Genomic DNA, 12,536 nt, shown 5'->3' with positions numbered 1-12,536 from the left:
GAAAAGCCCTGGTCACGGGTGTTCAACAGGCTGCTCCGGGGAGCGCGGTGGCGGTCCGCGCCGCCATTCGCGTGCCGCGAAGTGACGCACCGCGTTCTGGCGGGTATCGTCCTCTCGCTGCCTCGCATCGTCGCGTCGTCGTCACGTCGTCCGTAACGCCGTCGATCACGACCCGGATCGCTGCTCGGGCAGACACCCACGACGCATCTTGCCTTCACCTGGCCGCCTGCTTCCCTTCGCGCTCTCGTCTCCTCTTCGGCCATTTCGCGGACGCACACTGTCCGCTCGCCCTTCCCGCCGGACCGGTCCGAGGATCCGTGTCCGTTCCGGCACACCTCGCCGCCCGTTCCGGGCCGCCGCTCCCGCCCCACCCGACCGGAATCCTCCGGCGCGCACGGGTACCCGGAAGCGGAAACCGGGCCGGGGCGACCCCAGTCCACCGCAGCGCGTGCCGCACCCCGGCGCGGACTGCGCCCTACGACCGATGAAGGACCAAGGTTCCGTGCCAGCACCTGTCTTCCTCACCGGCCGCACCGTTCGGTTGGAGCCCCTCGCCGCCCACCACGCCGAGGCCATCGCCGCGGCCGGCGCCGAGGACCGAACGACCTACGCCTTCACCCCCGTCCCGCACGGCCTGGAAGCGGCCCGCGACTACATCGCGCGCGCCCTCGCGGACCAGGCCGCGGGCCGGTCGGTGCCGTTCGCGACGGTGAACGTCGCCGACGGCCGGGTGGTCGGCTCCACCCGTTTCCTGGAACTCGACTACTGGCAGGGCCCCATGGTGTGGCCGCCGGCGCCCGGCGTGCCGTTCGGCGATCCGGCGACGGCCGTCCCGGACGCCGCCGAGATCGGCAACACCTGGCTCTCCCCGCGCGCCCAGGGCACCGGCATCAACACCGAGGCCAAGCTGCTGATGCTCCGGCACGCCTTCGAGACCTGGGGCGTGCAGCGGATCTCGCTGCGCGCGGACGCCCGCAACCTGCGCTCGCGGGCCGCGATCGAACGGCTCGGCGCGACCTCCGAGGGCGTCCGCCGGGCCCACTCGCGCGGGCTGGACGGGGTGGTGCGCTCGACCGCGTTCTACTCGATCCTGGACTCCGAATGGCCGGCGGTCCGGGACATCATCGAGCTGCGGATCGCCGCCGCCACCTCGCCGAGCGCCCCTGATCCGGCGATCAACCAGGAGTGCCTTAGACCGGGCGGCGGCAGCGGGCAGCTGATGATCACGGCCTGAAGGGGAGCCGTTCGCCGGTAGCGGCGGTCTCCAGGATCCAGCTGAGGACCGCCAGACCGTGCGGCTCCTGCGGCCGCACCGGCCAACGGTCGTGGCTCGTCTCGGCGATCGCGGAGACCGGCCGCCAGCCGTTGCGGACCGGGGCGACCGCCACCTCCCAGACCGGATGGCCGTCGTTCGGGCGACAGATCCTGAGCGAGCCCTGGTGGGTGTGGACCGCCCAACGGCCGTCCAGGGCCTCCGTGTGCCTCCCGGCCCGGATGCGCTGCCACTGCTCGTCGGTCCACTCCACCTCGGGGACCGGGTGCGGGCGCGGGACCAGGATCTCCGCTCGGCCCCGGCCGCCGGTGACCGCCCCGGGCGCCGGGAACGCCCAGCCGGGCAGCGGTTCCCGGGCGGCCAGCCAGGCGGCCGGGATGCCGTGGGTACCGGTGTGGGCGGCCACCACTCCCCCGGCGATCGCGGCGACGGTGTCCATGTCGCCGCCGGCCGCGATCGCCGCCCGGACCGCGGCCGGGTAGTCGGTCAGATGGCTGGCGGCGCACCAGAGCGCGTACGGGACGGTGTCGGCGGCCGAGGTCCGGCTGCCGTTGCCGAGCACACTCGCCGCGAGCACGCGGTCCTGCTCGGCGAGCAGGCCGACGGCCTCATTCAGGCCGTCGCGAACGACGCCCAGCGGGGTGCGGAAGGCCACCTCGCGCAGGAAGGTCTCCGGCGTCGTGCCCCCGGTCCGGGCCCGGACCGCCAGGGCCGCCGCCACGGCGACGGCGATCGCGCCGTCCACGGCCTGCGGGTGGGTGTGGGTGATCACGGCCGTGCGCGCGGCCAGCTGGATGACGGCGGACAGGTCGCCCGCGTACGCCGCCCCCAGCGGGGCGACCCGCATCGCGGCGCCGTTGCCGTACGAACCCTGGCCGTCGAAGAGTTCGGCGGCCAGGGCCTCGGCGTCGCCGCCCTCCCGGATCAGCCGGAGCATCCGGTTGGCGGCCGGACCGTAGCCACGGTCGAAGTCGTGGCGGCGGGCGAAGGCGTGGGTGAGGTCGAAGGTGTCGATCGTGCCGCGTTCGCGCTGGGCGGCGTACACCGAGCAGGCCATCTCGGTGTCGTCGGTCCAGGGCCAGGGGCCGGGCGGTTCGGTGCGGGAGGCGAAGTGGGCCCGGGCGGTTTCCGGGACGAAGAACTGGGCGCCGAGGGCGTCGCCGACGGAGAGGCCGTTGAGCGCGTCGAGCGCGGGGCCGTTTGGTTCGATCATCATGGGCCTCCCAGCACAGCGGCTCGACCGGCGTTTCGTCAACACCGTTGCGAGGAAGCCCCTGACGAGGGACGTTTCGCATACCTCCGATCCGGGCGGGCAGCACCCGGGTATGACCCGCGCACATCCGCTCGACCCCGTCGCCCTGCTCGGCGCCGACCAGCAGCACATCGCCACCCGGGCGCAGCTGCGCCGGCTCGGCGTGCCCTCCGGCACGATCGCCCACCGACTGCGGCCGGGCGGGCCCTGGCAGCAGGTGCTGCCGCGGGTGATCTGCCTGCAGAACGGGCGATTGACGAACCATCAGAAACTAAGGGCAGCACTGGCGTACGCGAGTCCGAAGGGACAGCCGCCACGACCCGGGGAGGTGCTGCTGACCGGGCTCGCGGTGCTGGCGGACGCCGGGCTGCCGAGTGCCGGGCACCCGGCAGACCTGGCCGAGGTCGATGTCCTGATCCCACATCAGCGTCGCATCAGAGACAGGGAGTTCGTCCGGATCCACCGGGCCTCCGGGGCGATGCCGGGCGGCTTCGAACGGGACGACGGGCTGTGGAGCGCCTCCGTTGCGCGGGCGCTGGCGGACATCGCGTCGCGGGAGACCGGGCAGCGCCGGTTCCGGGCGCTGTGCGCCGAGGCCGTCCAGCGGCGGCACTGCGAACTCGGCGAACTGCTAGACCAGTTGCTCGCCGGGCCGGGGGCACTGGCACTGCCGCGGGTGGCCCTGGTGGTGGAGGACCTGACCGCCGGGGTGCGGTCGGTGGTGGAGGGCGAGGCCCGCGAGGTGCTCGCCCACGCGGGCTTGCCGGAGCCGCTCTGGAACCCGGTGCTGTTCCTGGACGGCCGCTTCCTCGCGGTGCCGGACGCCTACTGGCCGCACGCCTGCGTCGCCCTGGAGATCGACTCCCGCGCCTACCACCTGCGGCCGGCCGACCACGAGCGCGGCCCGGCCCGCACCAACCGCCTCACCGCCGCCGGCCTCCCGGTGGTCCGCACCACCCCCGTCCAGCTGCGCCGCGACCCCGCCCCGGTCCTGCACGAGCTGACCGCCCTGGTCACCACCGGCCCGCACGGCCCGCACAGCCGGGTCAGTTGGCGCCGTGCCCGGTGAACCCACCCGCCCCTCAGGCGTGTTGGGCGCCGGCGGCCTCGGCGGCGGCCACCAGGCGCTGGAGTTCGGCGAGGTGAGCGGCGAGGGCGGCGCGGCCCTCGCGGGTGGCGGCGAGCCAGGTGCGCGGGCGCTTGCCGACGTAGCCCTTCTTGACCACCAGGTAGCCGGCGTCCTCCAGGGCGGTGGCGGCCTTGCTGAGCACGGAGTCGGAGACCTCGCAGTGATCCCGGACCGCGGCGAACTCGGCCTCGTGGCAGGCGCCGAGGAAGGCGAGCACGGTGAGCCGGGTGGCGTGCTGGAGCAGCGGGTCGAGCGCGCCGGGCATCAGCCGGCCTCGTGCGAGCGCCGGACCCTGCGGTTGAGCCAGTGAATGCCCGCCCAGAAGGTCAGGCCCGCGGCGAGCCCGGCGACCCCGGCGATCCAGCGCGGGCCGCCGCCGGCCTGCCAGGCGAGCAGCATCCCGGCCGCCGACACGGCGCAGACCGCGAGGACCGCCAGCGCGACCGGGCCGCGGATGCCGTCCGGCACTCCCCGGCGGACGATGCCGTCGCTGCGCACGGCGACCCGGGCGAGCCCACCGGTCAGGGCGGCGAAGCCACCGGCGAAGGCGCCGATCAGGGCGTACTGCCCGGTGGCGACGGCCTGGCCGATCCCGAGGCCGTACGCGGTGAAGGCGAAGGCGAAGGCCGGCCCGTACCAGCGGGGCACCTCGCCCGGCCGCCGGGCGGCCGCGTCGGCTCCGGCGGCCAGGCGCAGCGCCTCGGCGGCGGGCAGCGGGGTGGGAACGGAATTACTCATGACAGCCCCCTCGTCGGTGATGGTGACTCCAGCATGGCACTTACTTTCCAGGTTGGAAAGTATTTTCTGGAGCGCAGACGAAGCGGCCCCCGGTCCGTGGGACGGAGGCGGGGGCCGGAGGAGCTCGGTCCAGGGGTCAGCAGCGCGGGTCGATCTCCTGGAAGGTCCCGTAGTGGTCCGGGGACCAGTACTGCTCGCCGGAGCCGCCGGTGACGACCCGGCGGGTGCCGCGGTCGTTGGAGCCCGGGGTGACCACGGTGAACTCGTGGTAGTAGCCGTTGCCCTTCTTCGGCAGCCGGCTCTCGCGGTTCTCGAAGACGATGCCGTCCCGGTTGTACGGGTAGGGGCCGCCCTTGGCGATCAGGCCGAGGGTGTCCTGGGCCTGGCTGGGGAGCTTGGTGCGGCAGACGTCGGCCAGGGCCGGGTCGGCGGGCACCCAGCCGCCGCTCGGGGCGGAGGCGCCGCCGGCCGGCGGGGACGGCTTGGGGGCCGAGGGCTTGGGGGCCGAGGTGCCCGCGGTGGCGGTGGCGCTCGCGGCGGCCTTGGGGTGGCTGCCGCCGCCCTTGCCGGCGAGCAGGTACCCGACCCCGGCGAGCACGGCCAGGATCAGGACGGCCACCACGACGAGCGGGCTCTTGCTTCTGGTCATGCCGTCCAGCTTGGCAGCCGGCGGCGTCCGGCCCGGCCAGTCACACACATGACGGACACCACAGAAACGTACGGCCGGGCGGGAACGGACGCCGTTGTCCGTTCCCGCCCGGCCGTGTCACGTACGCCGGTTCTCCTGCGCCGAGCTCCGGTGCACGCCCTCCCGACGGGAGGGTTCAGCGGTCAGTCGTACCCGCGCGTGAGTAGGGGATGCCTACCCTCTCAGCGCGAGTCGCTGCCCGCCGTCTCGATGGCGGCGCGGCCTGCCTCCAGGCGCGCCACCGGGATCCGGAAGGGGGAGCAGGAGACGTAGTCCAGCCCCACCTCGTGGAAGAAGTGGACCGACTCCGGGTCGCCGCCGTGCTCGCCGCAGACGCCGAGCTTGAGGTCGGGGCGGGTGGCCCGGCCGGCCTCGACTGCGTGCTTGACGAGCGAGCCGACGCCGTCGCGGTCGATGGTCTCGAACGGGGAGACCCCGAAGATGCCCTTCTCCAGGTAGGCGGTGAAGAACGAGGCCTCCACGTCGTCCCGGGAGAAGCCCCAGACCGTCTGGGTCAGGTCGTTGGTGCCGAAGGAGAAGAACTCGGCGGCCTCGGCGATCTGACCGGCGGTCACCGCGGCGCGCGGCAGCTCGATCATGGTGCCGAGCTTGATGTCCAGCGTGACGCCGGTGGACTGGGCGACCTCGGCGAGCACCCGCTCGCACTCGTCGCGGACCAGCTCCAGCTCCTGGACGGTGCCGACCAGCGGGATCATCACCTCGGGGCGCGGGTCCCCGCCGGCCAGCTTGCGCTCGGCGGCGGCCTCGGCGATGGCCCGGACCTGCATGCCGAACAGGCCGGGGATGACCAGGCCGAGGCGCACTCCGCGCAGGCCCAGCATCGGGTTCTGCTCGTGCAGCTTGTGCACCGCCTGGAGCAGGCGCAGGTCGTTCTCGTTCGGGTCCTTGCGGGCCTCGGCGAGGGCGACGCGCACCGACAGCTCGGTGATGTCGGGCAGGAACTCGTGCAGCGGCGGGTCGAGCAGGCGGACGGTGACGGGGAGCCCGTCCATCGCCTGGAAGAGCTCCAGGAAGTCGCCCTTCTGCAGCGGCAGCAGGGTGGAGAGGGCGAGCTCGCGGTCCTTGTCGTTGTCCGCGAGGATCAGGTGCTCGACCTCCTTGCGGCGCTCCTCGCCGAGGAACATGTGCTCGGTGCGGCACAGGCCGATGCCCTGGGCGCCGTAGCGGCGGGCCCGCGAGCCGTCCTCGGCGTTGTCGGCGTTGGCGCGCACGGCGAGCCGGCGGCGGCCGTCGGCGTGCGACATCAGCCGGTGGACGGCCTGGACCAGCCCGCCCTGGACGTCGGCGCCGGCGTGCAGGGTGCCCTCGAAGTACTCGACCACGGGGGACGGCAGGACCGGTACCTCGCCGAGGTAGACCTTGCCGCTGGCGCCGTCGATGGAGACGACGTCGCCCTCGTGGACCACCAGGCCGTCGGCGGTGGTGAACTTGCGGGACTTGGTGTCGACCTCCAACTCCTCGGCGCCGCAGACACAGGTCTTGCCCATGCCGCGGGCGACGACGGCGGCGTGCGAGGTCTTGCCGCCGCGCGAGGTGAGGATGCCCTCGGCGGCGATCATGCCGTCCAGGTCGTCCGGGTTGGTCTCCCGGCGGACCAGGATGACCTTCTCGCCGGAGCGGGACCACTTGACGGCGGTGTAGGAGTCGAAGACGACCTTGCCGATCGCGGCGCCGGGCGAGGCGGCCAGGCCCCAGCCGATCTGCTTGGACTCGGGGGTCGGGGCGAAGCGCGGGAACATCAGCTGGGCCAGCTGGCCGCCGGTGACCCGCATCAGGGCCTCGTCCAGGTCGATCAGCCCCTGGTCGACCAGCTGGACGGCGATCCGGAAGGCGGCCGCGGCGGTGCGCTTGCCGACCCGGGTCTGCAGCATCCAGAGCTTGCCGCGCTCGATGGTGAACTCGATGTCGCAGAGGTCGCGGTAGTGGTTCTCGAGCTTCTGCATGATCGCCATCAGCTCGTCGTACGACTTCTTGTCGAGCTTCTCCAGCTCGGACAGCTGCAGCGTGTTGCGGATGCCGGCGACGACGTCCTCGCCCTGGGCGTTGGACAGGTAGTCGCCGTAGACGCCCTGGGCGCCGGTGGAGGGGTCGCGGGTGAAGGCGACGCCGGTGCCGGAGTCCTCGCCGAGGTTGCCGAAGACCATGGTGCAGACGTTGACCGCGGTGCCCAGGTCGTTCGGGATGCGCTCCTGTCGGCGGTACAGCCGGGCGCGGTCGCCGTTCCAGGAGTGGAAGACGGCGTGGACGGCGAGGTCCATCTGCTCGCGCGGGTCCTGCGGGAAGGCCCGGCCGGTCTCGCGCTCGACGATGCCCTTGAACACCTCGACGAGGTCCCGGAGGTCGGAAGCGTCCAGGTCCAGGTCGTTGACGGTGCCCTTGGCGTGCTTGGCCTCGTCCAGGGCCTCCTCGAACAGCTCGCCGTCGACGCCCAGCACGGTCTTGCCGAACATCTGGACCAGGCGGCGGTAGGAGTCCCAGGCGAAGCGCTCGTTGCCGGACTGGGCGACGAGGCCGACCACCGAGGCGTCGGAGAGGCCGATGTTCAGGACGGTGTCCATCATGCCGGGCATGGAGAACTTGGCACCGGAGCGGACGGAGACCAGGAGCGGGTTGTCGGCCTGGCCGAGCTTCTTGCCCATCTCCTGCTCGAGCGCGTCCAGGTGGGCGCTGATCTCCTCGTGCAGCGAGGAGGGCTCGCTGCCGGTCTCCAGGAAGACCTTGCAGGCCTCGGTGGTGATGGTGAACCCCGGAGGGACGGGGAGCCCCAGGTTGGTCATCTCGGCCAGGTTCGCGCCCTTGCCGCCGAGAAGGTCCTTGAGGTCCTTGTTTCCTTCGGTGAAGGAGTAAACAAACTTCTGCTGGGACGGCACGGGTCGGTCTCCTCGTACGCGGTTGCCCTGACGCCGGAGAACATACCCATTTCGAAGGCACTTCTCTGCCCTGAATAGGCCACACGAGGCCGGTACCGAGGGGTAACCCGCTAGATCGAATGCGCATAAAGGCGTTCACCTCTGTTGGTGAAATCGTCCCCCTGACGCTAGCCCGCCTTCAAGACTTGAAGGCGGGGAAACGGAAGATCGCTCGATTCGGACGCTGGGTAGCGGCCGCGGGTCGGTCGCGTTGCCCCGGCTTGATTTCCTGCAGTCGGATCGGCCGATCGGCGTCGAACCGGCTTCGGGAAGCGATTCACGGTCGACCTGTCCATTTCGTCCACTGACCGGGCGTCAGTCGCCCCCGCGTGTGGCAAGCGTCACCAGCCCGTCTCGCGGCTCGAACGTAGAACGCCTGCGCCAATCGTCGCACTCCGTCCAGGAACGTGCTCGTTCCGTGATGCCAGACCGCCAAAAAGGAGCCCTCTTGTCCAGAATGGACAAGAGGGCTGCGCCCGGGTGGCCAGCCCCTCGTAAGGGCTGACTTCGCCGGATCGGCTAGATCATCCGCCGGAGGTGTCCGATTCGGCATCCTCGCCCGGCCGGGCGCAGTCGTACGGATCGTCCAACCAGCCCTCCGGCAGGACCACCCGGCCGTTGCCGCTGGTGCGGCCGCGCGGGCCGTCCGCGCCGATCGGCCAGGTCTGGGTCTGCTCCACCTGGGCGAGGGTTCCGGCCAGTTCGGCCAGCGAGGAGGAGTTGGCGAGCCGCACCCGCAGCTCGGAGCCGACCGAGAAGCCCTTGGTGTACCAGGCGACGTGCTTGCGGAAGTCGATCACGCCGCGGGTCTCGTCCCCCAGCCACTCACCGAGCAGCTGGGCGTGGCGCACCATCGCCCGGGCCACGTAGCCGAAGTCCGGGCGGGCGTAGTCGACGTCGCCCTCGAAGATCGACACGAGGTCCCGGAACAGCCACGGCCGGCCCAGGCAGCCGCGGCCCACCACGACACCGTCGCAGCCGGTCTCGCGCATCATCCGCAGCGCGTCGTCGGCCGACCAGATGTCCCCGTTGCCCAGCACCGGCACGTGCGCCGGGACGGCCTCGCGCAGCCGGGCGATCGCCGACCAGTCGGCCGTCCCGCCGTAGTGCTGGGCGGCGGTGCGCCCGTGCAGGGCGATCGCGGCCACGCCCTCCTCGGCGCCGATCCGGCCGGCGTCCAGGAAGGTGAGGTGGTCGTCGTCGATGCCCTTGCGCATCTTCATGGTCACCGGGAGCTCCCCGGCGTTGGCCACGGCCTCGCGCAGGATCTCCCGCAGCAGGTTGCGCTTGTACGGCAGCGCCGAGCCGCCGCCCTTGCGTGTCACCTTGGGGACGGGGCAGCCGAAGTTGAGGTCGATGTGGTCGGCCAGGCCCTCGTCCGAGATCATCCGGGCCGCCTTGCCGACGGTCACCGGGTCCACCCCGTACAGCTGGATCGAGCGCGGCTTCTCGCTCGGGTCGAACTTGATCAGCTGCATGGTCTTGGCGTTGCGCTCGACCAGCGCCCGGGTGGTGATCATCTCCGAGACGTACAGGCCCTTGCCGCCGCTCTGCTCGCGGCACAGGGTGCGGAACGGGGCGTTGGTGATCCCGGCCATCGGCGCCAGCACGACGGGCGGCCAGACCCGGATCGGGCCGATGTCCAGCGCCGCGAACTCGGTGCCGGTCACGGACACGGTCGTCGTCGCCGCCTCGGGCGCGGTCGCCGTCTCCGGCGCGGTCGCGGTCGCGGTCGCCGTCTCGGGCGCGGTGGGTGCGGGCGTGGCTGTCATGCGCGGCTGACCTCGGATAGGGGGACGGGACTCTCCATTGTCCCCCACCCGGATCACCCGCCCGGCCTACTGCTGATCGGAGCGGTAGCCGATGTCCAGCGAGCCGGAGCCGACGTCGGCCTCCAGGGTGGCGGCGCTGGCCGCGTCACCCAGGGCCGGATCGATGGTGCTGCTGCCCGAGCCCGTGCCGCCGTTGATCCGGTAGCGGCTCCCCTTCGGCATCGCCATGGTCACCGAACCGGATCCGGTGCTCACCCGGACGTCCTGCGGCGCCGACCGGAAGGTCAGGTCCACCGCCCCGGACGTGCTGGACACGTCCGCCCGGGGCGAGGAGAGGTCCGTGCCCTGGGTCATCCCGGAGGTGGTGCTCACCCGGACCGGGCCGGACAGCCCGCGCAGGACGATCGAGCCCGAGGTGCCGTCCAGCCGGACCTCGCCGCTGAGGTCCGTCACCTCGACCGCGCCGGAGGTCACCGAGCCGGAGACCGCGGTGCCGGCCGGCACCTCCAGCTCGATCGAGGCGCCGCAGTTGTAGAAGGGCAACGAGCGCCGGCACTCCACCCCGACCGTCATCGTGTCGCCGACGACGTCGGCGCGCACCTTCGGCTCGGAGACCGTCCAGTCCAGGTTCTTGCGCACCACCACCCGGTCCGCCACCCCCGGCTTGATCCGCACCGACGCGCTGCTCGTGGCGAGCTGCAGCCTGTGGACGGGGGCGACGAACGTCTGCTGCTCGGTCCGCGACTGCCGGGCCACCAGGGCCAGGGTCTGCGCCCCTCCCATGACCACCACGAACACCACGGTGAGGACCCCGATCAGCCGCCACGCCCTGGTGGACCGCGCGCTCACGTGATCTCCAGGAAGCGCAGCACCGCCATCACCCGGCGGTGGCTGTCGTCGGCCGGCGGGAGGTCCAGCTTGGTGAAGATCGAGTTGATGTGCTTGGCCACCGCGCTGTCGCTGACCACCAGCGCAGCCGCGATCGCCGCGTTGGACCGGCCCTCCGCCATCAGCGAGAGCACGTCCCGCTCGCGCGGGGTCAGCTTCTCCAGCGGATCCCGGTGGCGGCGCACCAGCAGCTGGGCCACCACCTCCGGGTCCAGCGCGGTGCCGCCCTCGGCCACCCGTTGCAGCGCGTCCACGAAGTCGTCCACATTGGCCACCCGCTGCTTCAGCAGGTAGCCGACCCCGCTGGTGTTGGTCGCCAAGAGGTCCGCGGCGTAGCGCTCCTCCACGAACTGGGAGAGCAGCAGCACGGCGGTGTCCGGCCACTGCTGCCGGATCACCATCGCGGCCTTCACGCCCTCGTCGTGGAAGCCCGGCGGCATCCGGACGTCCGCGACCACCACCCCCGGGCGGTGCTCCTCGACGGCGGCCAACAGCTCGACGGCGTCCCCGACCGCGGCCACCACCTCGAACCCCACCGCCTCCAGGACCTTCACCAGGCCGACCCTCAGCAGGACCGAGTCCTCGGCGATCACAGCACGCACGGCAACTCCACGGTGATGGTGGTGGGGCCCCCGAGGGGGCTGAGAACGGACAGCGTTCCGTCGACCGAGGCCGCGCGCTTGCGCAGACCGGTGAGCCCGGTGCCGCGCGACGGGTCCGCGCCGCCCACGCCGTCGTCGCTGATGACCAGGCGCAGCCGGCCGCCGGCCGTCCGCACCGAGACGTCGACCTGCTTGGCCCGGGCGTGCTTGGCCACGTTGGTGAGCGCCTCGGAGACGGTGAAGTAGGCGACCGCCTCGACGGTCGGGGCGATCCGGTCGGACAGCTCGACGTCCAGGCGCACCGGCAGCGGGGCCCGGGCCGCGATGCCGGACAGCGCCGCGTCCAGACCGCGGTCCTCCAGGACCGCCGGGTGCAGCCCCCGGACCAGGTCGCGCAGCTCGTCGATGGCCGCCTGGGCCTCCTCGTGCGCGGCGACGATCACCTGCATGGCGTCGGGCGGGCAGTCCTTGAGGGTGCGCCGGGCCAGGCCCAGGTTCATCGCGAGGGAGGTGAGACGCTGCTGGGCACCGTCGTGCAGGTCCCGCTCGATCCGGCGGCGCTCGGCGTCCACCGCGTCCACCAGGCCGGCCCGGGACTCGGCGATCTCCTCGACCCGCTGCTCCAGCTGCTCCGCCCGGTTCGGGCCGAGCAGCAGCTGCGCCGCCCGCACCTCCAGCCAGGCGACCAGCGTGGTCAGCCAGGGCGTCATCAGCAGCAGCAGCACGCCGGTCACCGTGAGCACCACGTCCAGGCCGGCCAGCTCGCTGCGCAGCCCCACGTCGAGCGGCAGCAGCCAGACCCAGCCGTACAGGGTGGTCAGCACCAGGGCGGCGCCCCAGAGGTAGACGGCGGCCAGCGCGCCGAGCGCCAGGACCGGACCGGCCAGCAGGTGGTAGGTGATCTGGCGCCAGGCCAGGCCGAACCGCAGCCGGCCCAGCCGCAGGGTCGTGGACCCACCGGGGGGCGGCACCTCCACGCCGTGCAGGGCGCGCAGCCGGCCGCGCTGGACGCGGGTGAGCCAGCGCGCGCAGACCAGGACGGCCGCGAGGACCGGGAAGAGCAGGCCGGAATCGGTCACGGCCAGCCAGACCGGCGCGGCCATGGGTATTCCGGCGGCTATGAAGCGGGTCTCCCGCCAGGCCTCGGCCGACCACGGTGGTCGTCCGAGGCTCCTGACGAGCGCTCGGCGCAACGTGGTGGAGGGCATGCCGGACAGCGTAGGGCCCGGTGATCAACGGCCGCCATGAAGGGGGGTGCCGGACG

Annotated in this window: 11 protein-coding genes; 2 read left to right on the top strand and 9 right to left on the bottom strand. The window is 72.6% G+C overall.

Annotation, left to right across the window (positions count from 1 at the left end; all coding sequences use genetic code 11):
* Positions 1 to 502: 502 nt before the first annotated feature.
* Positions 503 to 1,234 carry a GNAT family N-acetyltransferase gene (locus tag ACZ7BZ_RS08195; RefSeq protein WP_470357656.1) on the top strand — a complete coding sequence of 244 codons (732 nt, stop codon included), beginning with the start codon at positions 503 to 505 and terminating at the stop codon, positions 1,232 to 1,234.
* On the opposite strand, the gene ACZ7BZ_RS08190 is transcribed toward ACZ7BZ_RS08195, so the two are convergent.
* A complete protein-coding gene (locus tag ACZ7BZ_RS08190) occupies positions 1,224 to 2,489 on the bottom strand; it encodes an ADP-ribosylglycohydrolase family protein (RefSeq protein WP_470357655.1) in 1,266 nt (421 codons plus the stop codon). The genes ACZ7BZ_RS08195 and ACZ7BZ_RS08190 overlap by 11 nt on opposite strands.
* Before the next feature lie 109 nt (positions 2,490 to 2,598).
* Here ACZ7BZ_RS08190 and ACZ7BZ_RS08185 point away from each other — a divergent pair, with 109 nt between their 5' ends.
* A complete protein-coding gene (locus tag ACZ7BZ_RS08185; RefSeq protein WP_470357654.1) occupies positions 2,599 to 3,594 on the top strand; it encodes a hypothetical protein in 996 nt (331 codons plus the stop codon).
* A 13-nt stretch (positions 3,595 to 3,607) separates the two neighbouring features.
* Here ACZ7BZ_RS08185 and ACZ7BZ_RS08180 read toward each other — a convergent pair whose 3' ends face one another.
* The 8 genes from ACZ7BZ_RS08180 to ACZ7BZ_RS08145 all read right to left on the bottom strand — a co-directional run bounded on the left by ACZ7BZ_RS08180 (position 3,608) and on the right by ACZ7BZ_RS08145 (position 12,480).
* Positions 3,608 to 3,919: a transcriptional regulator gene (locus ACZ7BZ_RS08180; protein ID WP_380455412.1), complete on the bottom strand. Its 312-nt coding sequence runs from the start codon at positions 3,917 to 3,919 to the stop codon at positions 3,608 to 3,610.
* Complete coding sequence (locus ACZ7BZ_RS08175) at positions 3,919 to 4,392, bottom strand: hypothetical protein (RefSeq protein WP_470357653.1); 474 nt, start codon at positions 4,390 to 4,392, stop codon at positions 3,919 to 3,921. The genes ACZ7BZ_RS08180 and ACZ7BZ_RS08175 overlap by 1 nt, the downstream gene beginning before the upstream one ends.
* Before the next feature lie 136 nt (positions 4,393 to 4,528).
* Positions 4,529 to 5,041 carry a ribonuclease gene (locus ACZ7BZ_RS08170; protein ID WP_470357652.1) on the bottom strand — a complete coding sequence of 171 codons (513 nt, stop codon included), beginning with the start codon at positions 5,039 to 5,041 and terminating at the stop codon, positions 4,529 to 4,531.
* A gap of 221 nt (positions 5,042 to 5,262) precedes the next feature.
* Positions 5,263 to 7,971 carry a pyruvate, phosphate dikinase gene (ppdK, locus tag ACZ7BZ_RS08165; protein ID WP_470357651.1) on the bottom strand — a complete coding sequence of 903 codons (2,709 nt, stop codon included), beginning with the start codon at positions 7,969 to 7,971 and terminating at the stop codon, positions 5,263 to 5,265.
* 563 nt (positions 7,972 to 8,534) lie between these two features.
* Positions 8,535 to 9,782, bottom strand: a complete 1,248-nt coding sequence (dusB, locus tag ACZ7BZ_RS08160) for a tRNA dihydrouridine synthase DusB (protein ID WP_470357650.1) — start codon at positions 9,780 to 9,782, stop codon at positions 8,535 to 8,537.
* Positions 9,783 to 9,848: 66 nt separating this feature from the next.
* Positions 9,849 to 10,631: a DUF4097 family beta strand repeat-containing protein gene (locus tag ACZ7BZ_RS08155; protein ID WP_470357649.1), complete on the bottom strand. Its 783-nt coding sequence runs from the start codon at positions 10,629 to 10,631 to the stop codon at positions 9,849 to 9,851.
* The gene (locus ACZ7BZ_RS08150) at positions 10,628 to 11,272 is read right to left on the bottom strand and encodes a response regulator (protein WP_470357648.1); all 645 of its coding nucleotides are present in this window, start codon (positions 11,270 to 11,272) and stop codon (positions 10,628 to 10,630) included. The genes ACZ7BZ_RS08155 and ACZ7BZ_RS08150 overlap by 4 nt, the downstream gene beginning before the upstream one ends.
* Positions 11,260 to 12,480, bottom strand: a complete 1,221-nt coding sequence (locus ACZ7BZ_RS08145) for a sensor histidine kinase (RefSeq protein WP_470357647.1) — start codon at positions 12,478 to 12,480, stop codon at positions 11,260 to 11,262. The genes ACZ7BZ_RS08150 and ACZ7BZ_RS08145 overlap by 13 nt, the downstream gene beginning before the upstream one ends.
* Between the last annotated feature and the right edge of the window lie 56 nt (positions 12,481 to 12,536).

It is taken from the genome of Kitasatospora sp. NPDC036934, assembly GCF_055608425.1.
The sequence above is the reverse complement of the archived record's forward strand: the minus strand, read 5'-3'. Positions and strand labels throughout refer to the sequence as shown.